This window comes from Streptomyces sp. CNH287 (assembly GCF_000424825.1).
In genome coordinates, this window is record NZ_AUKQ01000023.1 from 45,176 (window position 1) to 65,219 (window position 20,044).

The 20,044-nt window shown below is 72.6% G+C and carries 22 protein-coding genes and 1 pseudogene; 9 read left to right on the forward strand and 14 right to left on the reverse strand.

Annotated features, from left to right (window positions below; all coding sequences use genetic code 11):
• Positions 1 to 532: 532 nt before the first annotated feature.
• Positions 533 to 679, forward strand: a complete 147-nt coding sequence (locus H299_RS39690; protein WP_158692368.1) for a hypothetical protein — start codon at positions 533 to 535, stop codon at positions 677 to 679.
• A gap of 55 nt (positions 680 to 734) precedes the next feature.
• A complete protein-coding gene (locus tag H299_RS0121580) occupies positions 735 to 1,490 on the forward strand; it encodes a bestrophin-like domain (protein ID WP_027750100.1) in 756 nt (251 codons plus the stop codon).
• Between the two features lie 136 nt (positions 1,491 to 1,626).
• Here H299_RS0121580 and H299_RS0121585 read toward each other — a convergent pair whose 3' ends face one another.
• Positions 1,627 to 2,208 (reverse strand): SUKH-4 family immunity protein, encoded by a 582-nt coding sequence (locus tag H299_RS0121585; protein WP_027750101.1) that lies wholly within the window; start codon positions 2,206 to 2,208, stop codon positions 1,627 to 1,629.
• A 199-nt stretch (positions 2,209 to 2,407) separates the two neighbouring features.
• Positions 2,408 to 3,145: a MerR family transcriptional regulator gene (locus H299_RS0121590; protein ID WP_037759955.1), complete on the reverse strand. Its 738-nt coding sequence runs from the start codon at positions 3,143 to 3,145 to the stop codon at positions 2,408 to 2,410.
• A 60-nt stretch (positions 3,146 to 3,205) separates the two neighbouring features.
• On the opposite strand from H299_RS0121590, the gene H299_RS0121595 reads away from it, so the two are divergent.
• The 3 genes from H299_RS0121595 to H299_RS0121605 all read left to right on the forward strand — a co-directional run bounded on the left by H299_RS0121595 (position 3,206) and on the right by H299_RS0121605 (position 5,527).
• Positions 3,206 to 3,679: a DUF6194 family protein gene (locus tag H299_RS0121595; protein WP_037759956.1), complete on the forward strand. Its 474-nt coding sequence runs from the start codon at positions 3,206 to 3,208 to the stop codon at positions 3,677 to 3,679.
• Between the two features lie 649 nt (positions 3,680 to 4,328).
• Positions 4,329 to 4,649: a MerR family transcriptional regulator gene (locus H299_RS0121600; RefSeq protein ID WP_027750104.1), complete on the forward strand. Its 321-nt coding sequence runs from the start codon at positions 4,329 to 4,331 to the stop codon at positions 4,647 to 4,649.
• A 167-nt stretch (positions 4,650 to 4,816) separates the two neighbouring features.
• Positions 4,817 to 5,527: an HAD-IA family hydrolase gene (locus H299_RS0121605; RefSeq protein ID WP_027750105.1), complete on the forward strand. Its 711-nt coding sequence runs from the start codon at positions 4,817 to 4,819 to the stop codon at positions 5,525 to 5,527.
• A gap of 48 nt (positions 5,528 to 5,575) precedes the next feature.
• On the opposite strand, the pseudogene H299_RS38525 reads toward H299_RS0121605, so the two are convergent.
• From H299_RS38525 to H299_RS0121640, 8 genes and pseudogenes are all read right to left on the reverse strand, one after another.
• Positions 5,576 to 5,770, reverse strand: a pseudogene (locus H299_RS38525) (TetR/AcrR family transcriptional regulator); the annotation flags it as partial.
• 97 nt (positions 5,771 to 5,867) lie between these two features.
• Entirely contained in the window at positions 5,868 to 6,410 is a 543-nt protein-coding gene (locus tag H299_RS0121610; protein WP_158692369.1) for a hypothetical protein, read from the reverse strand.
• A gap of 88 nt (positions 6,411 to 6,498) precedes the next feature.
• Complete coding sequence (locus H299_RS0121615; protein ID WP_027750107.1) at positions 6,499 to 6,891, reverse strand: hypothetical protein; 393 nt, start codon at positions 6,889 to 6,891, stop codon at positions 6,499 to 6,501.
• Positions 6,892 to 7,016: 125 nt separating this feature from the next.
• On the reverse strand, positions 7,017 to 9,341 hold the full coding sequence (locus H299_RS35460) for an MMPL family transporter (RefSeq protein WP_078512923.1): 2,325 nt from the start codon (positions 9,339 to 9,341) through the stop codon (positions 7,017 to 7,019).
• Positions 9,342 to 9,398: 57 nt separating this feature from the next.
• The gene (locus H299_RS35465; protein ID WP_486587361.1) at positions 9,399 to 10,181 is read right to left on the reverse strand and encodes a cytochrome d ubiquinol oxidase subunit II; all 783 of its coding nucleotides are present in this window, start codon (positions 10,179 to 10,181) and stop codon (positions 9,399 to 9,401) included.
• A gap of 424 nt (positions 10,182 to 10,605) precedes the next feature.
• Positions 10,606 to 11,025, reverse strand: a complete 420-nt coding sequence (locus tag H299_RS0121630) for a TIGR03618 family F420-dependent PPOX class oxidoreductase (RefSeq protein ID WP_027750108.1) — start codon at positions 11,023 to 11,025, stop codon at positions 10,606 to 10,608.
• A gap of 48 nt (positions 11,026 to 11,073) precedes the next feature.
• Positions 11,074 to 11,739 carry a response regulator transcription factor gene (locus tag H299_RS0121635; RefSeq protein ID WP_027750109.1) on the reverse strand — a complete coding sequence of 222 codons (666 nt, stop codon included), beginning with the start codon at positions 11,737 to 11,739 and terminating at the stop codon, positions 11,074 to 11,076.
• Entirely contained in the window at positions 11,736 to 12,986 is a 1,251-nt protein-coding gene (locus H299_RS0121640) for a histidine kinase (RefSeq protein WP_027750110.1), read from the reverse strand. Before H299_RS0121640 ends, H299_RS0121635 begins: the two co-directional genes overlap by 4 nt.
• Before the next feature lie 157 nt (positions 12,987 to 13,143).
• On the opposite strand from H299_RS0121640, the gene H299_RS0121645 reads away from it, so the two are divergent.
• Complete coding sequence (locus H299_RS0121645; RefSeq protein ID WP_027750111.1) at positions 13,144 to 13,575, forward strand: ankyrin repeat domain-containing protein; 432 nt, start codon at positions 13,144 to 13,146, stop codon at positions 13,573 to 13,575.
• A 105-nt stretch (positions 13,576 to 13,680) separates the two neighbouring features.
• Here the strand turns inward: H299_RS0121645 and hemC are convergent, their stop codons facing one another.
• Both hemC and H299_RS0121655 read right to left on the reverse strand, forming a co-directional pair.
• A complete protein-coding gene (hemC, locus tag H299_RS0121650) occupies positions 13,681 to 14,616 on the reverse strand; it encodes a hydroxymethylbilane synthase (protein WP_027750112.1) in 936 nt (311 codons plus the stop codon).
• 157 nt (positions 14,617 to 14,773) lie between these two features.
• On the reverse strand, positions 14,774 to 15,235 hold the full coding sequence (locus H299_RS0121655; RefSeq protein ID WP_027750113.1) for a DUF2269 family protein: 462 nt from the start codon (positions 15,233 to 15,235) through the stop codon (positions 14,774 to 14,776).
• Positions 15,236 to 15,499: 264 nt separating this feature from the next.
• Between H299_RS0121655 and H299_RS0121660 the strand changes: the two genes are divergently transcribed.
• Together H299_RS0121660 and H299_RS0121665 are read left to right on the forward strand one after the other, a co-directional pair.
• Entirely contained in the window at positions 15,500 to 16,453 is a 954-nt protein-coding gene (locus H299_RS0121660) for a helix-turn-helix domain-containing protein (protein ID WP_027750114.1), read from the forward strand.
• Between the two features lie 88 nt (positions 16,454 to 16,541).
• On the forward strand, positions 16,542 to 17,252 hold the full coding sequence (locus H299_RS0121665; protein WP_027750115.1) for a tyrosine-protein phosphatase: 711 nt from the start codon (positions 16,542 to 16,544) through the stop codon (positions 17,250 to 17,252).
• A gap of 154 nt (positions 17,253 to 17,406) precedes the next feature.
• On the opposite strand, the gene H299_RS35470 is transcribed toward H299_RS0121665, so the two are convergent.
• Positions 17,407 to 17,970 carry a GNAT family N-acetyltransferase gene (locus H299_RS35470; protein ID WP_051262704.1) on the reverse strand — a complete coding sequence of 188 codons (564 nt, stop codon included), beginning with the start codon at positions 17,968 to 17,970 and terminating at the stop codon, positions 17,407 to 17,409.
• A gap of 474 nt (positions 17,971 to 18,444) precedes the next feature.
• Between H299_RS35470 and H299_RS0121675 the strand changes: the two genes are divergently transcribed.
• Positions 18,445 to 19,578, forward strand: coding sequence for an ABC transporter substrate-binding protein (locus tag H299_RS0121675; protein WP_027750116.1), 1,134 nt, complete (start codon positions 18,445 to 18,447; stop codon positions 19,576 to 19,578).
• 14 nt (positions 19,579 to 19,592) lie between these two features.
• On the opposite strand, the gene H299_RS40550 is transcribed toward H299_RS0121675, so the two are convergent.
• Positions 19,593 to 20,044: DUF7848 domain-containing protein (locus H299_RS40550; protein ID WP_486587362.1), on the reverse strand; the 452-nt coding region annotated here is incomplete at its 5' end.

Genomic DNA, 20,044 nt, shown 5'->3' on the forward strand with positions numbered 1-20,044 from the left:
CGCGGCAGCAGCCGTACTCTGCCCGGTGCCTCAGCACTCCGGTACGTCCGTGGCGGTCGAGCACGGGCCCGCCGGGAGCAGCGTGGTGGTGTGCGTGGGCGACGCGCGGGTGCAGCTCGGCGGCACCTGGCCGCACCCGCCCCGGCACCCGCATCCGCCCTGGCCACACTGGCCACCCTGTCCGCCGCACCCGCCGCGGCCTACCCCGCCCGCGCCCTCGCCGACACCTACCCCCCCGCCTACGCCCACCCCGACACCCCCGCCGCCCGAGCCCTCACCCCCGACTCCGACACCCACTCCCACGCCCGCACCTCCCGCGCCCTCACCCACCCCCACACCCCCCGCGCCGCCCTCACCCTCCGCCGCCCCCGCGCCCCCTCCACGGCCGACACCGACCCCGCCCCCGGCGGCGCCCCGCGCACCGGCGGACGAGACCACGGCGGCGGCCCCGCCCCCGCACCGGCCGCCGCCTCCCCCGCCCCCGCCGAGCGCGCGCCCAGGCCCCACCACCTCACCCTCGGAGTTCCGCTGGGTGGCCCGCGAGCACTACGTCGGCGGATCGCACCGCCCGGCGCCCGCGACGCTCTCCGTACTCACCACGACCGTCGTGATCACCATCCCCGCGATCCTCGCCGGAGCCGCCCTGCGGCCCCGCTCCCGCCCCCACAGCCGCAGTTGACCCGCTGCCCCCTCTCCCGCCATCCCTCCCCGACGGCTTGCTTGGAGTGAACGCTGTGCCCGAATGGCTGATCTACACCCTGACCTCGGTCCTGGTCTGCGCCCTGGTCGTCATCGCCACGATGGTGCGGCAGCGCCGGGTGGCGGACGAGGACACCTCCGGCACCCCGGACGTACTCGAGTACCTGGTGATGATGGTCGGCGTCGTCTACGCCATCGTCCTGGGCCTGGCGGTCGCCGCCGTGTGGGAGGCGCGCAACGCGGCGGACGACACCGTGCAGCGCGAAGCCCAGGCGCTCTACGAGATCGACCAGCGCCTGGACGTCTACCCGGCCGACTTCCGTACCCAGGTCCGCGACCGCATCGACACGTACGCCCGCCACGCGGTGCGGGACGAGTGGCCGGCCATGCGGGCGGACGAACAGCCGGGCGCGACGGGCGGCAAGCTCCTGCGCCAGATCCGTACCGACCTGGCCCGCCACACCCCGCAGAACGAACTGCAGGCGCAGGCGTACCAGCCGCTGATGGACCAGGTCGCCGCCGCCGACGACGCCCGCCACCAGCGCCTGGACACCTCCGGGACGACCCTCCCCGGCACGGTGTGGTTCGGCCTGGTGGCCGGGGCCGTCGTCATCCTGGGCCTGATGTACATCCTCCAGATCCGCCGCTCCGCCCGCGAGTTGCTCCTCGCCACGGCCTTCAGCGCCCTGATCGTCTTCCTGCTCTTCCTGGTGTGGAGCTTCGACGCCCCCTTCGGCCACGACGGCGGCGACTCGGCCCAGCCTCTGGCAGACCTCTACTCCGCCACCTGACCGCGCCCCCGCCGTCGGCCACGTGCCGCAGGCCCGTCACGACGCTTCACCCATGGTGCGCAGATCGTCAACCTCAAGAAATGAGAGCGCCGAACATCGGGTGGCAGGCCACGGATATTTCGGTGGTTGACAACTCCTACTCCGCCGCAATGGATTTCAAGGAAAACAGCAGCACATGTTGCCAGTACATCGCGGAACTCTCGAAGGACGGTGGGTCGATGTCACGCAGCTCCGCTACCAGGCGGCGAAGCTCCTCACCGATCTCGGCCGGCGATCCCACGTCGTCTGACGCATAGGCCAGGTTGAGATCCTTCAAGTGCAGCCAGACTTGGTGCAACGTCTCGACGAACAGCTCCAGGGACGAATTGATGAGTGCACGGTTCCGCTTCTCGTCCCCGGGTGCGTACCAATAGACGCAGTGCTCCGCACGGGACAGACAGGCCAGGCCGCCTATCCCGTTGGCGATCACGATGTCGTCCTTGATGTCCGGCGGATCGGTGCCCTGTTCTCCGATGTGAAGAACCTGGGCGAGGGTGCGGGGCCGCGCGGTCCCGATGCTCTCGAAGACAAGCAGGTCCATGAGCGCGTCGGGCAGGCCCACCTCGGTAAGGACCCTTCTGTCCTCCGGATTGCCGAAGTACCGCTCAGCGATCTCCGACGGCATGGTGTCGACCCGGTCCGAGCCGAATGCTGCCGCCAGTTCCGCTTGCGTGACCATGTCGGGCTCCTCAGTCACCCAAGAACCACAAGTAGCTGCCCGACGTCTCCGCACATACTTGAGACGCTCGGCGAGGTCGGGCAAAGCCGCCTCCTGCTGGTCGTCAGTACACTCTGCATCAGGGCGGCGTTTTCCCGGCGGGCGAGTTGGGCTTCCTGTTCGTTGAACAGAGTAGCTGCCCTGCGCCGCCCGGCACAGGTCAGGCGGTCGTCGGGGCCTGTGCGGACGTCACGACGGCTGCCAGGTCCGTGCCCGCCCGGAGCAGCGCCACGGACCTGGCCGCGATCTGGTCGAGACGCCGCTCCAGGATGCGCGGCGTCTCTCCCCCGCCGTCGAGCCTGCGCAGGGAGTCCATGAGCTCGCGCACGGCGGGAATGCCGTATCCGGCGCCGCGCAGGGCCGCGACGATACGGGCCGTCCGCACCGCCGCAGGCCCGTAGCGACGCGCTCGCAGTGACGTGACGCGCTCGGGCACGACCAGTCCTTCCTGCTCCCAGAACCGCAGAGCGGAGGGACGTACCGCGAGTGCGCCCGCGAGCTCCGTGATCGTCATGGTGTCGCCATCGCGCTCGTACTCGCCCGCGTTCGCCTCCGCCTGGATGGCACGCAGCGCTTCCTGCGCGCGCAGAGCCTCCTCCCGTTCCCGCGCGAGCCGCACATGCACCGCGTTGACCGCCGAGGCTGCCGCCTCGATCGACGCTGTTCGCAGCTGCGGGAGCAGTTGCCGGGCCGCGACAGGCCCGACAGCGCTCGCGAGCCCCCGATAGGCGCGAAGGGCGTGGATGTGGACCGGGCCGTAGGCACGGTAGCCGTTGCTCGACCGGGGAGCGGGGGGAATGACTCCCAGCCGCTCCAGGTCGCGCACCTGCTGCACCGAGTATCCCGACTCTTCAGCCACGTCGGCTGTCCTCAGCAGTGCCCGCCGCGCAGCGCCCATGCTCTCGCTCACCAGGCAAACCCCACAGAAGCACTTGAAGGTGATGCTTGAACCATGAGTATGGAACAGATCACCATGTCCGTGCGAGGGCTCGACGGCGCGCTCGTCCTTGCCCCGGAACCAGGCAGCGCCTTTCCCGAGCTTGCGTGGGGGGACGCGTTCTTCTACTACGCCCCCGACGGCCAGGTGCCCACGAACGTCCAGCCCTACGGGACGATCGTCACGAAGGACTACCCCGACGACGCCGCTTCCGATCTTGACCCTCCGGGCCGCTGGCGCGTGAACATCCACGTCGACCGTGCGACGTTCCAGCAGCTCACCGGGGAGGAGCCGCGCAGCCTCAGCCGCCCTCGCGACTACGCAGCCTCCGACAGCGTGATGCCGCACCCGGTGTACGGCGCGGCCGGCTGGATCTCCGTCGTGAATCCCGGCGAACGGACGACGGACACCGTCATCCGGCTTCTGCGCGGCGCCCATGACGCCGCTCGCGACCGGTTCGCACGGCGGCACGGACGGACCGCCGCCGAGCACTGACCGCCCCCGCCCCCGCCCCCCGCCCGCAAGGGCCGGGGGCGAGGGCGGACTGCTGTGCCGGGGCGTTCTGGCGTGGTGCCCGGACCAGCAGCTTTCGCCCGTTCGGTGGAGGAGCTTCCCTTGTGCGGCGGCGGCAGAGGACCGGCTCTCCGACCCGGCATAAAATCTGTCGTGGACGGAGTAGACATTCGGCAGCTCCGTGGTTAGTGTTTTCCCCGTAGCCAAGACAGCGAAGAGGGCGGGGCAGACACGAACTGCCACGCATGCAGGTCACCGCAGGATGCGGAACGGCAGTGGAGCGGCGGAGCCGGAAGTGGTGGGTTCCTTCGCTGACTGCCGGGCCGGGCGGCCCGAGGGGCCGCAGGTAGCACCGCAAGATCCGTAGTAGCGAATCACCGCAGGAACGAGGTAAGGAGCAGACGCCATCAGGATCGCCCGGGCGAGGAACACGCCGCTCGGGTACCGCAGACCCCAGAACGGAAGGTGGTCCCCGGTCACGCATTCGCGATCCCCGCATCTCCGCCCCCATAGGTGGACCTGCGGAAAAAGAGGCCCGGCGCAGCGCGCCGGTAGATGGTGTTGACAGCTCGGGGCCCGGGTGCCAGGACGGCACTCGGGCCCCTCGACGCGCCCAAGAAAGAAGAGGTCTATGCCCCCTGGCAGTCCCCGCCCCGCCGACAAGTTCGATGACGACGACTATCCCGCCTACACCATGGGCCGGGCCGCCGAGATGCTCGGCACCAGCGCCGCCTTCCTCCGCACCCTCGGCGAAAACCGCCTGATCACCCCGCTGCGCTCCGAGGGCGGCCATCGCCGCTACTCCCGGTACCAGCTGCGCATCGCCGCGCGCGCCCGGGAACTCGTGGACCAGGGCACCAAGATCGAAGACGCCTGCCGCATCGTGATCCTTGAGGACCAGCTCGAAGAGGCAAGGCGCATCAACGAGGAGTTGCGCGCCGACGGAAGCTGACGGCCGGCGCGGAGGCCCCAGGAGACTCGGGCGGGGGCGGCAGAGCGGGGCGGCCGTCCCTCTGTCAGCCGCCCCCGGCGCCCGGTCCGCTCCCGGCGGTACGCTCCTGTGAGCTGCTGTTCGCGAGAGGCCCCAGTACCCCCGACGGACGGACCGACGTGCCAGAAATGCGCGATGTAGCGAACGGGCCGGAGGAGATCCTCGCCCAGGCGGACTGTGTGTTCCTCGACTTCGACGGACCCGTGTGCGATCTCTTCCACGGTCATCCCTCCGCCGGTATCGCCCGGCGGCTCCGCGAGATCCTTCGGGAGCACGGTGCGGCCGAACCGCTGGGCGATGCGGCGGCGTCCACCGACGATCCTCATCTGATTCTCCGTCAAACTCACTGGTCTCGGGGGCAGTCTGACCTCGTGGCACTCCTGGAGCGGACCCTCGCCGCCGAGGAGGAGCGGGCCGCGCGGACCGCGGCGCCCACCCCGTACGCCGCGGCACTGATCGACGTACTGGCTGCCGCCGGGCGGGCGTTGGCCCTCACGACGAACAACTCCGCTTCTGCTGCCGAGAGTTACCTGCGGCGGCTCGGGCTGCTGCGGCACTTCACCGGGCGGGTGCACGGTCGGCTCGGCGATCCCGGGCTGCTCAAGCCCCACCCGGACTGCCTGGTACGGGCATTGAAGTCGACCGGCGCGCAGGCGGCGCGCACCGTGCTGATCGGTGACGCGGTCTCCGACTTCCTGGCGGCGCGAGAGACCGGCGTGGCCTTCATAGGCTACGCCTCCCGCCCGGGGAAGCTCGCCCGGCTCCGCGCGGCAGGCGCGACGTGCGCCGTCACCTCGCTGGAGCCACTCGTCCGGGCGGCGCGCGGCTCGGCCGGATAGCCGGGCGGCGACGGGACCGGCGGCCGTGGTGTGCTTCAGCTCACGGGTCAGGACGGTGGCCATCTGGTCGAACAGCTGCTGCGCACAGCGCGCACAGAGGGCTGCGGCGAGTCCGTCGAAGCTACCGAAGTGGTGGTAGAGGCTACCGGCGCTGATGCCGCTGGCCTTGGTGACGGCGTGCACCGTGAACCCGTCGTGGCCGGACTCCGCGTACACCTGTAGCGCCGCAGACAGGAGCCGCAGCGATGACCTTCAGCATGAGAGTGCCCGGCAGTAGGCGTTACTTCAGGCGCTTGGTCGTGGGTCGGCCGTCCCGACTTCGGCGTTGGGCCTGAAACTGTCATCGGAGGGTTTCCAGGAGGGCCTCACAGAACTGGACGTCGCGCACATCGGCGGGGATGAGGTGGTCTGCCTGGTTCAGCAGCGTGATCGCGTCGCGCGTGACGTCAACGTGGGCGATGCTCGCTGTGAGCCCCACGCCCTCCCCCATGAGTTGAAAGCCCAGGCTGGTGGACCTACAGGTGGACATGTCGAAGTCACGGGCTGTGAACCACAGCGCCTCCAGGCTGTACACCGCATCGACGGCGTCGCACGCTCCGAGACGCCAGGAACGGGCGACAAGCCCACAGGCGCTGTCCCAGAAGGGCAGCGCGGCCACTTCCCCCAGCTCTTCGCATGCCTGGACGGCGATACGGGCGACCACGTCATCCTCGGCCTGCGGTCGCGGTGGCGCTGTCGCGGCAAGCTCCTCAAGAGAGGGCCAATCACAGCCCAGGCGCAGCAAGGACGATGCGACGTCACGCCAGCCGTCACCGGCGACCAGCCATCCGACCGGGCAGGAGGCCACGGAATGGGTCACTTGGGCGAGGCTGCGTCGGGGCATGGAACTGAGCGTAGACAACTCCGGGGCGCCCCGCGGACCAGCCGGTGCGCCTACTGCCGGGCGCTCTGATGAGAAGTGGTGACGGCGTTCAGGGGCACGTGGGAGGGGGGTCGTCCCGGAAGCGGACGGGGGCTCCGTAGCGAGCCCGATAGGTCTGGACGACGGTGCCGGTCCACAGCGGCAACGCGGCACCGGACGGCAGGGCGGGAGGCATTCTCGACGGCTCCGTCATGATCGCCTCGTAGTAGTCCAAGCCCTGCGCGACGATCCACTGGGCGACGTCGTCGACGAAGTCCTCGGTGCGGGGAGGGTCCAGGAACGCGGTGAACTCCTCGTCCTTCAGGTCCGCGGCGGACTCCTCGTACATCCAGTAGAAGTCGACCAGCTCGGCCTCGGACATCTCGGTGATTCTGCGCCCGAGTTCGTCCGGGCGGTCGATCCCGAGGGCGATCGACTCCCAGAAGCCTGCCCATCCCGGCATAACTCCCCTGACTACGACCAGTACATGGATCTGTCCCCCGTAGCGGACAGCGGACGCAGCCCAACGTACAGAGCTGCGCCCACTGTCCGGCGTCCCGGGGGAACTCCGGCTCGCCCGACGGTGGTTCAGCGGTGCGAGTCGGCGTAGCGCTCGCGGCCCGTGCCCTCCGGGTCCGGCTGCTCGCCGGGGCCGCCGGCCGGCGCCGGGCGGTCGTGGTGCTCCAGTTCCACCCGGGGCAGCAGGCGGGCCAGCGGCGCCGGGAGCCACCAGGCACGGCGGCCCAGCACCTGCATCACGGCCGGGACGATCAGGCAGCGGATCACCACGGCGTCCAGCAGGATCGCGACGGCCAGGCCGAGGCCGAACTGCTGGAGCAGCCGCTCCGGGCTCAGGATGAAGGCCGCGAAGACCACGATCATGATGGCGGCGGCGGCCGTGATGACCTTGCCGGTGTGCGCCAGTCCCTCGCGGACGGCCAGTGCCGGGTCCTTGGTGCGCTCCCACTCCTCGTGGATGCGGGAGAGCAGGAAGACCTCGTAGTCCATCGAGAGGCCGAAGACGATCGCGAAGATCATCACCGGGATGTACGACTCGACCGGCCCCGGCTGGGCACCGAACCAGCCCTCCTGGAAGACCAGGGTGACCGCGCCCAGCGACGCGCCGATGCTCAGGAGGTTGAGCACCGCGGCCTTCAGCGGGATCAGCACCGAGCGGAAGACAGCCATCAGCAGCAGCGCCGAGAGGCCCACCACGATGGCGACGAAGACCGGGATGCGGTCCTTGACCTTCGCGGAGAAGTCCTCCGCTCCCGCGGTGGAACCGCCCACCAGGAACTCCGTGCCCGTCTCCCGCTCCACCGGCGGCAGTACGTCCTCGCGCAGCGAGGTGACCAGCTCCGAGGTGGCCGCGTCCTGCGGCGCGGACTCGGGGTAGGCGATGACCAGGGCCGCCGAGGGGTCCTTGGTCGGGATGGCCGGGGAGACCGCCGCGATGCCCGAGGTGTCCTGGAGCGCCGTACGGAGCGCGCCCGCCGCGTCTTTGACCGGTTCGCCGTCGGCCCCGTCGGCGACGACGATCAGCGGGCCGTTGAAGCCGGGGCCGAAGCCGTCGGCGAGCAGGTCGTACGCCTGGCGGCTGGTCGCCGTCTCCGCGTCGTTGCCGGCGTCGGCGAAGCCGAGCCGCATGTTCAGCGCGGGTGCCGCCAGGGCACCCAGGGCCACCACGGCGACCAGCAGCGCCGCCCACGGGTGCCGCTGCACGCCGCTGCCCCAGCGGCGCCAGACCGCGCCCTCCTCCTTGGCCCCGCGGGCGGCCTGCTTGCGGGCCCGCTTGAGTACGCTGCGCCGGATGCGGGCGCCGAAGACGTTCAGCAGCGCGGGCAGCAGGGTCAGCGAGGCGACCATGGTGATCAGGACGGTCAGGGCCATCGCGAGGGCCACGCCCTGGACCGAGCCGAGGCCGAGTGCGAACAGGCCGAGCAGCGCGATGATCACGGTGCAGCCCGCGAAGAAGACGGTACGGCCGCCCGCGTCCAGCGCCACCCGCACCGCGCGCTCCAGCCCGGCCTGCCCGTCGGTGCCGTCGCTGCCGCTGCCGTGCGCGAGGGAGCCGTCCCTGGCCGCCTCGACCAGCAGCTCGCTGCGGTAGCGGGAGAAGATCAGCAGCGCGTAGTCGATGCCGACGCCCAGCCCGACCAGCATCATCAGCGGCGGGGTGTAGTCCGCGAGCGTCACGAAGTGCGAGGCCAGCACGATCAGGCCCATGGTGCTGCCCACCGCGAACAGCGCGGTGACCACCGGCAGGCTGGCCGCGATCAGCGAGCCGAACAGGAAGACCAGGATCACCAGCGCGCCCAGGATGCCCGCGCCCTCGGCGCCGCCGCCACCGCCCTCCTCCGCGGTCCGGATGGCCTCGCCGCCCAGCTCGACGCGCAGCCCGTCCTTGTCGTACTCCTGCGCGGTGTCGATCAGGCGAGTGCGGTCCGCCTTGGGGACCTCCTCCGCCTTGCCCTCCAGCGTGACGGTCGCGTAGCCGGTCTTGCCGTCGCGGGAGACGGCGGCCTCGTCGTCGTACGGGCTCACCACCTCCGCCACGCCGTCCAGTCCGGAGACGTCCTCCAGCATGGCGCCGACGCGCTGCTCGCTCGCGGCGGTGCGCAGGCCGCCCTCGCTCCGCACGACGATCTGCACGCTGTCGCCCGCCTGGGCGGCGCCGTGCTTCTCCATCGTCTCCAGCGCCTGGTTCGACTCGGTGCCGGGGAGGGAGTTGTCGTTGCGGTAGTCGTTGCCCGCGACCCCGGCCAGCACCTGGACGCCGATGAGCACCGCGGCCCACAGCGCCAGCGCCCGCCACTTGTGGCGGAAGGAGAAGCCCGCGATCCGTTCGAAGATCCCCGGCCCTCCTCCGGTTGCGGCCGTACGGGCGCGCGGCCCGGTCCGTGCGTCACTCATGACGGTTCCTCTGCTTTCGTGGTCCGTAGACGGTTTTCCGTGGACGGTTTTCCGTGATCAGTGGTCCGTGGCCGGTGGCCCGTGGTCGTGATCCCGGTGCCGGAAGGTGCGCCAGGCCCGCGCCTGCGCGGCGACCAGCGGCGGCCCGCAGGCCAGCAGCAGCGGCACCGCCAGCCACGGCAGGGGCCCGTCGGCCGCCGTGTCCCGCAGGGGCAGCCGGGCGGCGCCGACCAGCGGCAGGGCAGCCATCGCGGCGGCGGTCAGCACGAAGGTCTGGCGTCCTTCGCGGCGGCCTGCCAGCAGCCGTGCCCGCTCGAACGGCTCGCCGGTCAGCCGCAGCGAAGCGAAGGCCAGCCCGTGCAGGGCGAAGAGCGCGGTCACGCCGAGTGCGGTGCACAGGAGCGGTCCGAAGGCGGGGAAGGCCACGCCGCCGTTGAGCACCGCGCCGGTCAGCAGCGCAGCCAGCAGCCAGCCCCAGGAGAGCGCCACGAGCCAACTGCCGCACACCAGCAGGCCGCTGCGCAGCTGTCCGCGCCGCGGCCGGCCCGCCGCGCGGGCCGCCAGGCCGAGGAGCAGCGGCAGGAGGATCGCGTACCGGCCCCGGAGGAGTTCCTCCGGCAGCCCCGGGAAGCACCCGAGGACCACGCCCGCCGCCGCGAGCAGCCACATCCCTCCGCCGCGGGCGCACGGCGCCTCGGCGGCGGCCAGCGTCAGCCGCCGCTCACGCGGGTCCCGGGCGAGGTAGGGCAGCAGCATGCCGACGCCGAGGTCGGCCCCGGACAGCACGAAGTAGCCGGCGGCGAAGAAGGCGAGCTGTGCCGCCGCGAGCGTCTCGATCACCGTCCGGCCCCCCGTCCCCGTCCCGTGGCGGCGGGTCCTGGTCCGGTGTTCCGGGGGCCCGCCACGTCCTGGGTAGACAGTGCGGGGACGGCTCGGCCGGGCGCGTCGGCCCGGAGTCACGAGCGGGGGTACCCCAGGAGTTGCGCGCGCGGCCCGGGGCGTACGCCCGGGGTTGCGGCCGACCCCGGCACGCCCCGGAGACGGCGAAGGCCCGACCCTGAGAACGCGGGTCGGGCCGGTACGGGCGGCGGAGCCGCCGCCGCGCGCTCACCAGGGCCTGCCTGGCAGTTCGCGTCGGATCAGGCCGGGCCGGACCCGGCGGGAATGGTCAGACAGGCCCTAGGGGGACGACGGCGAGCGCCTCCACCTCCAGCAGCAGGTCAGCTCGGCGACATCGGCGAAGGTCGCTCGGCCGCCTCCTCGCTCATGGCCGCCCGAAGGGTTCGACGCCGACGAGGCGGCGTACGCGCAGGGGCTCGATCAGCATCGTCACCCGGCGCTCCTCGGGCAGCAGCCACTCGTACGAAGTACCCAGGTACTTGTGCGCGAGCAGGTCCGTGTCCCGCTCCGCCTGGGGGCCCTCGACGAAGCGGATGACACGGCCGTGGATCTGGACGCGGTCGAAGGGGTCCGCATGGCTGGCGTGCGAGAGGCACACGCGCGGATCGCGGCGCAGGTTGCGCTCCTTGACCCGGCCCACCGAGGTGTTGATCCAGGGCGTGTCCCCGTCCACGTCGACCCACATGGGGCTCACGTGCGGCGCCCCGTCCGCGCCGGTGGTCGCCACGAACCAGACGTCGGCCGCCGCGAGCCTCGCCCGTACGTCCTCGGTCAGCTCAGACACCGGCCTCTCCTCCTCTTCCCGCTTCTTCCCGCATCCGCACGTGCCCTCCTACCCCAGCCAGCCCGGTGTGATCATGCCGGTCTCGTAGGCCAGGATGACCAGTTGGGCTCGGTCCCGGACGGCCAGCTTGGTCATCACCCGGCTCACGTGGGTCTTCGCCGTCGCCGGGCTCAGGACCAGCCGCTGGGCGATCTCGTCGTTGGAGAGGCCCGCGCCGACCAGGCCCATCACCTCGCGCTCGCGTTCGGTCAGCGCGTTCAGCCGGGTTCCCGGCTCCGGGCGCTTGACCCGGCCCGCGAACTCGGCGATCAGGCGCCGGGTGACCGCCGGGGCGATCAGCGCGTCGCCGCGCGCCGCGACGCGTACGCCGTGCAGCAGCTCCATCGGCTCGGTGTCCTTGACCAGGAAGCCGGAGGCCCCGGCGCGCAGCGCACCGTAGACGTAGTCGTCGATGTCGAAGGTGGTCAGGATGACCACCCGTACGCCCTCCAGCCGCGCGTCAGAGACGATCTCGCCGGTCGCCTCCAGCCCGTCCTTCTCCGGCATCCGGATGTCCATCAGGACCACGTCGGGCCGCAGTTCGCGGGCGAGCCGGACCGCCTCCACGCCGTTCGCCGCCTCGCCGACCACCTCGATGTCGTCCTCGTCCCCGAGGATGGAGCGGAAACCGGCGCGTACGAGCGTCTGGTCGTCCGCCAGCACGACCCTGATCATCGCTCCTCCACCGGGATGCGCGCCTCCACCAGGAAGCCGGAGATTTCCCCGGCACCGTTGACGAGGTTCCGCGCGGTCAGCTCGCCGCCGAGGGCCCGCGCCCGTTCGGCCATGCCGGTCAGTCCGCTGCCGCCGAGCGCGGCGGCGCTGCGCCGCCCGGTGGCGTCCAGCACGCCGGGCATGCCCCTGCCGTCGTCCTCGATCCGTAGCCGTACGCTCACGCCGTTCTCCTCCTCGCCGTCGCCGTCCCCGCCGCTGCTGACCAGCCGCACCGTGACGACGGCCGTCGTCGCCTCCGCGTGCCGCACGATGTTCGTCAGCGACTCCTGCACGATCCGGTACGCCGCCAGCCCCACCTGCGGCGGCAGCGGCGGTGCCGCCTCCGGTACGTCCATGACCGTACGCACCGCGACTCCCGCCGCGCACGCCCGGTCCGCCAACCCGCCGATCTCCGCCAGCCCCACATCGGCCGGCGCGGTCGGCGCCGCCTCGTCCACCTGCCGCAGCACGCCCAGCGTGGCGCGCAGCTCGCGCAGCGCCTCCCGGCTGGTGTCCCGGATCGCCTCCATCGCGGGGATCATGTCGGCCGCGTCGGCCCGGCCCTTGGCGTGCCGGTGCATGGCCGCCGCCGACTGCACGTTGATCAGCGAGATGTTGTGGCCCAGCACGTCGTGCAGCTCGCGGGCGATCCGCAGCCGCTCCTCGGTCGCGGACTGGCGCGCCCGTACGTCGCGTTCGCGCTCCGCCGCCAGCGCCCGCTGCTCGACCTCGCGCAGGTAGGCCAGCCTGGTGCAGTACGCGTGCCCCGCCGCGATCACGCCGACGAACCAGCCCAGCAGCAGGAAGATCGAGGTGTCGTCGACGTGGCGGTCGTCCGGGCTCGCCATGACCTCGGTGATGGCGACCGTCAGCATGGTGATCAGCGCGAGGGCGCAGGCGGCGAGCAGCTGCCCCCCGGCCGCCACCATGAACACCGACACGGCGAAGGCGACCAGCAGCACCGGCACGTCCCGCTCGGCGAGCGGGAAGTAGACGAGGCAGCACAGCAGCAGTACGGACGCCACACCCAGCGGCCAGCGCCGCCGCCAGCGCAGCAGCAGGCACCCGGCCGCGATCAGCAGCCAGCTCAGCAGGGTGCGCGGCACCCCGTCGCCGCGGGCGTCGGCGCGGGCGACGTCCCAGCCGAACAGGAGGACGAACAGGACGGAAACCGCGCCGAGAAGCATGCGCTGTTGTGACACGGGCATGCGGGAAAGCGTACGTAAGGTGGACGCGACCAGCACCGTTTCCGCCGCGAACCGCACGGTGAACCGCACCGCGCAGCGCACCGTGCACCGCACACCGCAGGCATGACCCCGAGGACCGACCCCGCGACCCGACGACCAGAGCAGAGGACGGAAAGCGATGACCAACGCCCCCCAGCCCCAGAGCGACGAGCCCGCGCACGACCCCGAGGTGATGCAGCTGGCCGGCCGGATCTTCGACCTCGCCCGGCAGGGCGACACCGACACGGTGTCCGCCTACGTGGACGCCGGGGTACCCGCCAACCTCTCGAACGACAAGGGCGACTCGCTGGTCATGCTCGCCTCCTACCACGGCCACGCCGAGGTCGTACGGGCCCTGCTGGAGCGGGGCGCCGACCCGGACCGGGCCAACGACAAGGGGCAGACGCCGCTGGCGGGCGCCGTCTTCAAGGGCGAGGACACGGTGGTGGACGCGCTGCTGGAGGCGGGCGCGGACCCGCGGGCCGGGCAGCCCTCGGCCCTGGAGACGGCGCAGATGTTCGGCAAGGCGGAGCTGGTGGAGCGCTTCGGCTCGGTCGGCCAGGGCAGCTGACCGGGCGCGCCCGGGCGGCGAGGCCGCGCGTACGGGCAGCGCGCACGGCAGGTCACGCGGCGCGTGCCCGTACGTGCGTGTGCGTGCCCGTACGTGCGTGTGCCGTCAGTGCGGGATCTGGTCGATCAGCTCGCGCGCGCCCTGCCGGAGCAGTGCGACGGCCACCGAGGTGCCCAGCGTCGCCGGGTCGAGCGGTCCGGCCCACTCGTGCGCGTCCAGCACGGTCTTGCCGTCCGGGCTGAAGACGCGGGCGCGGAGGGAGAGCCTGCCGTCGCGCTCGGCCTTGGCGTAACCGGCGATCGGCGAGTTGCAGTGGCCCTGCATCACGTGCAGGAACATCCGCTCGGCGCTGACCTCCCGCCAGGCGTCCGGGTCGCCGAGCGCGGAGACCTTCTCGATGGTGGCCGTGTCGTCCTCGCGGCACTGGAGCGCGAGCACCCCGGCGCCGATCGGCGGGCACATCGTCTCGACGGACAGCACCTCGCTGATCCGGTCCGTACGCCCGATCCGCTCCAGACCGGAGACGGCCAGCAGCAGCGCGTCCGCCTGGCCCTCGGCCATCTTCTCCATCCGGCGGTTGGCGTTGCCGCGCATCGGCACGCACTCCAGCTCCGGGTGCGACATGGCCAGCTGCGCGATGCGCCGCACGGAGGAGGTGCCGACGCGGGTGCCCGCGGGCAGCTCGTCGAGGGTGAGCCCGTCGGGGTGGAGCAGCGCGTCCCGGATGTCGTCCCGCGCCAGGTAGGCGGCGAAGAGGGTGCCCGCGGGCAGCGGGCGGTCGGCGGGCACGTCCTTCATGCAGTGCACGGCCAGGTCCGCCTCGCCCGCCAGCAGCGCGGCGTCCACCTCCTTGGTGAACGCGCCCTTGCCGCCGAGCGCGGAGAGCGCGCCCATCCACCGGTCGCCGGAGGTGGTGACGGGCACCACCTCGGTACGGATACCGGGGTGCAGCCTGGCCAGCTCGGCGCGTACCCGCTCCACCTGGGCCAGGGCCATGGGCGAGGCACGCGAGACGATGCGGATCAGTTCGGCGGAGGACATACCGCACACGATAGGGCGTCCGCGGGGGCCCCTGTGCAACTGCCCCCGCCGTCGCACCGGGCGCATGGGCGGGCACCTCGGGTGAGCTGCGCGTTCTCCGGATCGGGGCGGTTCGGATGCGCTCAGGCGGGCACCGAGGCGGGGCGGGGGTGCATGGTCACGCTCCTGTGGTCGAGCCGGGACGGACGATCATCAGCACGGTGACGGTCGCCCAGAGCAGGTTGAAGACCCCGGTGTGCATGGCCAGCCGGGTGGCGGCGCGGTGCGGGGCGGGGGCCGCCGGGGCGGGCGTGGACGCGGGCGCGTCGAGGGCGGCCTCCTGACCGGGCAGGACGAACACCACCAGCACACCGGCGGCGACCGAGGTCAGCACGATCGAGGCGATCAGCCAGGCGTCCCCCAGCACCCCCAGGCTGCTCGCCGTCGCCAGCCCGAAGACGGGCACGACGATGCCGACGCCCGCATACACCCGGCAGATGCGGTGCAGCGTGCGCAGCGTGTGCTCACGGCCGCCACCGCCGCCGCGCAGCGCGGCCGGGAACATGCTCGCGGCGACGGCCACCGGGCCGATGGCGAGGATCGCCGCGAGGACGTGTATCGAGAGCAGGAACTTGGTCACAGGGGGATTCCTTGGCGGTACGGCTGGCGCGGAGCGGGCCGGGCCAGGGGGACGAGACGACCGACGCTAGCCACCGTCCGGCGCGCCGAGGAGTGGCAGCAATGCCAGGCATCAACGGATTCCCGCCACACGCTCTGTGGCCCGCCCGCATCCCGGTGACCTGCACGGAGGCGGGCAGGGCACGGGCTCGGCAGCCCGCACGGCGCGCGGTGCGGCGCGGGACGCGGCCTTGGCGGGAATCCGCCGGTCACCTAATCTGCGGCCATGCACACCGTCGCCGTACTCGCCCTGGAGGGCTTCGTCCCGTTCGACCTGTCCACCCCCGTCGACCTCTTCGGCTGGGCCCGGCTGCCCGACGGGCGCTCGGCCTACCGGGTGCGGGTGTGCTCGCCCGACGAGGAGGTGGAGTGCGGCGCGTTCACGCTGCGCACCCGCTACGGGCTGGAGGCGCTGGCCGAGGCGGACACGATCGTGGTGCCGGGCTCGACGCTGGAGAGCGCGCCCGTCCCGCCTGCGGTGCGCGACGCGCTGGTCGAGGCGGCGGCGAACGGCACCCGGATCGCGTCCATCTGCGTCGGCGCGTTCGTGCTGGCCCAGTGCGGGCTGCTGGACGGCCTGCGCGCCACCACGCACTGGGCGGGCACGTCGCTGCTGGCCGCCAACCATCCGTCCGTGGAGGTCGATCCGGACGTCCTCTTCGTGGACAACGGCCAGATCCTCACCTCGGCCGGAGCCGCCGCCGGGCTCGACCTCTGCCTGCACATGATCCGCCGCGACCTCGGCTCGGCGGTCGCCGCCGACGCGGCCCGCACCAGCGTCATGCCGCTCGAACGGGACGGCGGCCAGGCCCAGTTCATCGTCCACGAGCCGCCCGCCCCCGACGGCGCCACGCTCCAGCCGCTGCTGCGCTGGCTGGAGGAGAACACCCGGCGCGAACTGACCGTCGAGGACATGGCCGCGCAGGCCGGGCTCAGCACCCGTACGCTCAATCGGCGCTTCCGCGAGCAGACCGGCACCACGCCCGTGCAGTGGCTGCACCGCATCCGCGTCCGGCAGGCGCAGTACCTGCTGGAGACGACGGACCACCCGGTCGAACGGGTCGCCGCCCAGGTCGGTTTCGGCTCCCCGACGGCCTTTCGGGACCGCTTCAAGCACGTGCTCGGCACCAGCCCGCACGCCTACCGCCGCGCCTTCCGTGGCTCGGGGCAGGCGGCCTGACCGCCGGAGGCCCGGGCGCGGACGACCGTCGGCGGCCGACCGGAGACGACGAAGCCGGGGCTACCGGCAGCAGGGAGATCGATCAACCGTGGAACGGCATCTGGAGTGGGACGGCTGCTACAACGTCCGCGACCTGGGCGGACTGCCCACCGCCGACGGACGCACGACGCGGCGCGGCGCGCTGGTGCGGGCCGACGCCGTGGAGCGGCTCACGGCGGACGGCTGGGCGGCGCTGCACGCACACGGCGTGCGTACGGTCATCGACCTGCGCAACGACGACGAGCGCGGCCCGGACGCCGCACCCCGCCCGCCCCAAGTGACCACCGTGCACCTCGCGTTGGACGGCGTCGAGGACCGCACGTTCTGGGACCACTGGGGCGACCGGCGGCACGGCACCCCGCTGTACTACCAGCCCTTCCTGGACCACTTCCCGCAGCGCGTCGCGGGCGTCGTCGGCGCCGTCGCCCGCGCGGCGCCCGGCGGCGTCCTGGTGCACTGCAGGGTCGGGCGGGACCGTACGGGGCTGGTCACGCTGCTCCTGCTGGCCCTGGCCGGGGTGCGGGCCGACGACATCGCCGCCGACTTCGAGCTGAGCCACGAGCGCCTGGCCCGCCTTTTCGCGGCCGACGGCACGCCCGACCAGCGCCCCGGCTTCGAGGAGACGCTCGCCCAGGCGGACACCACCGCGGCGGAGGTGCTGCGTACGCTGCTGGGTTCGCTGGACGTGGCGGCGTACCTGAGCGCGGGCGGCCTGACGGAGGAGGAACTCGACGCCGCACGGCGGCGGTTGACGGGCTGACGGCCTGACGGCAGGACAGGGCGACCAGAGGGTCAGCCGACCAGTGGGCCGTCCAGGACGCGCCGCCCGGGGGCTCCACGAGGTCGTGGAGCCCCCGGTCGCCGCAGTGCGCGACGGGTGCGGAGAGATCGCCGTTGCGACAGGCCCGGGCGGCTCACGCCTGCGGCGGCTGCTCCCCGGCCTCCCCCGCTTCCCGTGCCTCCTCCGCGCGGACCCGGGCCTGCGAGCGGGTGCCGAACCGGGCCGTCGTCCCGTCGCTGCTCCAGCGCTCCAGCCCGGCCTTCTCCAGCACCCGTACGGACGCCGGGTTGGCCAGCTCCGCCCCCGCGCACACCGTGTGCACGCCGGGCGCGGTCAGCGCGTACGCCACCATCGCGCGGGCGGCCTCGGTGGCGTAGCCGCGGCCGCGGCGGGACTCCACGGTGCCGTAGCCGAGTTCGAGCGCGCCGTCCTGCGGCGGCCAGAAGAGGCCGATCGCACCGACCACCAGGCCGGTGCCGCGTTCGGCGAGCTGCCGCTGCCCGTACGCGCCGTACGCGTCCGGCGTCTCGGCGACGTAACCCGCGATGACGCGGTCGCCTTCGGCGGGGAAGTCCGCCGCCCAGTGCGCCCGGCGCGGGCCGCCGAGGACGGCGCGTACCTCGTCCTCGGTCCACCGCCGCAGGACGAGGCGGTCGGTGAGCAGTTCAGTGCCGTTGATCCGGTAGGGAGAAAACACGTGTCACTCCAGGTCGTTCGCGGGACGACCGGGTCACCGGGTGGACGCTCTCGCGCACCGCCGCGACCCGGACAAGGTCATGCCGAAGCGGTGTGGGGCGGTCCATGGCCTCATCCTCCTTGTCCGAGGGCACTCGCGCACGGGCACGCGTACCCGTACGCACGCGCGGCCGAGCGTACCGGTACGGGCGTTCCTGCCCGGCGACGAGCATCTCCGCCACGTCGCGGGCCTGGTGGAAGGCGAAGTACCAGACGCGGGGTCGGACCGCAGCCGGTCGAAGACCTCAGACGACCCGACAGCACCAGTGCAGGATTCTGCTGGATTCGTTAAGCTCTGCTTCATGCTCGACGTACGGCGCCTCGTCGTACGACCGGTGCGGCACCCGGAGCCGCATCGGACGGCACGATCGATGTCCACCGTGTTCGCCCAGGTGCGCGGCCTGCGGCGAGTACGTCACCGGGGAGACGCGACCGCATGAGTACGCCACCCACGCCACCGCCCGCGCCGTCAACGCGGCCTGCCCGAGCACGAGCTGACGGACCGTCCGTCCGTATCGGCGCGCTCGTCCCCCTGACACCGCCGGGCTGGACCGAGGCGGGCCACCACGTGCTCGCCGGGCTCGAACTGGCCGTTCACGACGTCAACGAGACCGGCGGTATCGGCGGCAGGCCCGTCGAGCTGGTCGTCCGGGACACCGCGGCCGATCCGGAGAGGGCTGCGGCGGCCGTGGACGACCTGGCCCGACAGGGCGTGGCCGCCTTGGCCGGGGAGTACCACAGCGTCGTCGCCCGGGCCGCCGCCACCAGGGCCGACGCGCTCGGGGTCCCGTTCCTCTGCTCGTCGGCCGTCCTCGACGCGCTCACCGAGGAGCCCACGGACTGGGTCGCCCGCCTCGCACCGCCGCAGTCCCGCGGCTGGCAGGTCTACGCGGACCACCTCCTCCGCGCGGGCCACCGCCGCATCGCCGTCGTGACCCAGCCCAGTGCCTACTGGGTTGCCGGGACCCGCATTCTGCGCGCCCGCCTCGCGCCCCACGGCGGCACCGTCAGCACCCTCGACATGCCCGCGTTCACGCCCGCCACCGTGTGCGACGCACTCGCCGAAGAGCAGGTGACTGCCGTCCTCCTGCTGGCCGGGCATCCGGAGCCGGTCCTCTCCCTCGTCACCTCCGTACGCCGCGATCCGCGCCTCGCCGAGATCACGATCGGCGCTCCGGCCGGACAGCCGGAATTCGCCGCATGGGCGACGGCGCTCGGCGGCGACGGCGCGGCGATCCCGTTCCTGCGCTACCTGCCGGGTCAGCTCGGCCCACTCGGCGCGCGCGTCGGGGCAACACTGCGCGAACGGCTGGACGCGGCGCCCGCCTTCGTCGCCTTCGAGGGCTACGACACGATCACCGTCCTGGCCGAAGTACTGCGCTCCCACGGCACGGACCGCGCGAGCACCGCCGCGGCCTGGCCACACGTCGCGGTCGAGGGCACCCGGGGCGAGATCCGGTTCTCCCGTATCCCGGGCGTCGGCGTCTGGCAGTGGGCGTCGGCGCCCGTCCAAGTCGTCGACCGCGACCCGGAGGACCCGGCACGCTTCCGGGTCCTCCACACCGGCTGAGAGCGCCGCGCGGGTTACGGATCTCGCCGGGCCACGGTGGTGTGCCAGGGGCGGCGGATGATTTCGCGGTAGGTGGTGTGGGTGGGGAGGCGTCCGGTGTGTTCCATGGCCCAGCGCTGCGCTGCGGCGAAGTCCGTATAGCCGGCGGAGGTTTTGGCGCAGATGGTGCACTGCATGGCGTGGGTGACGGGTTCGGCGTCCGGTCGGTGGTCTGGGGTGCAGTGCCACTGGCGTGGGGGCTCTGCGGCTGGTGGTGCGGGGCTGTCCAGGGGGACGTTGACCAGGAGGCGGTAGGTGATGCCGCCCTCGAAGAAGAGCAGCTTGTCTCCGCCGGGCAGTGCGCGGAGGTTGAGTACGACGCGCGGGGCGCCGTAGACCCGCACGGTGTCCCCGATGTGCACCGTCTGCGCCGTCACGACGGCCTCGGGCCGCCGCGTCACCGCGCGTCCCCCTCTTCCAGAAACCC

Bases quoted from the DNA above. Each gene is read 5' to 3' on its own strand.
- H299_RS0121585 (WP_027750101.1), bottom strand. From the start codon at position 2,208: ATGGTCACGCAAGCGGAACTGGCGGCAGCATTCGGCTCGGACCGGGTC.
- H299_RS0121590 (WP_037759955.1), bottom strand. From the start codon at position 3,145: ATGGGCGCTGCGCGGCGGGCACTGCTGAGGACAGCCGACGTGGCTGAA.
- H299_RS0121595 (WP_037759956.1), top strand. From the start codon at position 3,206: ATGGAACAGATCACCATGTCCGTGCGAGGGCTCGACGGCGCGCTCGTC.
- H299_RS0121600 (WP_027750104.1), top strand. From the start codon at position 4,329: ATGCCCCCTGGCAGTCCCCGCCCCGCCGACAAGTTCGATGACGACGAC.
- H299_RS0121605 (WP_027750105.1), top strand. From the start codon at position 4,817: ATGCGCGATGTAGCGAACGGGCCGGAGGAGATCCTCGCCCAGGCGGAC.
- H299_RS0121610 (WP_158692369.1), bottom strand. From the start codon at position 6,410: ATGCCCCGACGCAGCCTCGCCCAAGTGACCCATTCCGTGGCCTCCTGC.
- H299_RS0121615 (WP_027750107.1), bottom strand. From the start codon at position 6,891: ATGCCGGGATGGGCAGGCTTCTGGGAGTCGATCGCCCTCGGGATCGAC.
- H299_RS35460 (WP_078512923.1), bottom strand. From the start codon at position 9,341: ATGAGTGACGCACGGACCGGGCCGCGCGCCCGTACGGCCGCAACCGGA.
- H299_RS0121635 (WP_027750109.1), bottom strand. From the start codon at position 11,739: ATGATCAGGGTCGTGCTGGCGGACGACCAGACGCTCGTACGCGCCGGT.
- H299_RS0121640 (WP_027750110.1), bottom strand. From the start codon at position 12,986: ATGCCCGTGTCACAACAGCGCATGCTTCTCGGCGCGGTTTCCGTCCTG.
- H299_RS0121645 (WP_027750111.1), top strand. From the start codon at position 13,144: ATGACCAACGCCCCCCAGCCCCAGAGCGACGAGCCCGCGCACGACCCC.
- hemC (WP_027750112.1), bottom strand. From the start codon at position 14,616: ATGTCCTCCGCCGAACTGATCCGCATCGTCTCGCGTGCCTCGCCCATG.
- H299_RS0121660 (WP_027750114.1), top strand. From the start codon at position 15,500: ATGCACACCGTCGCCGTACTCGCCCTGGAGGGCTTCGTCCCGTTCGAC.
- H299_RS0121675 (WP_027750116.1), top strand. From the start codon at position 18,445: ATGAGTACGCCACCCACGCCACCGCCCGCGCCGTCAACGCGGCCTGCC.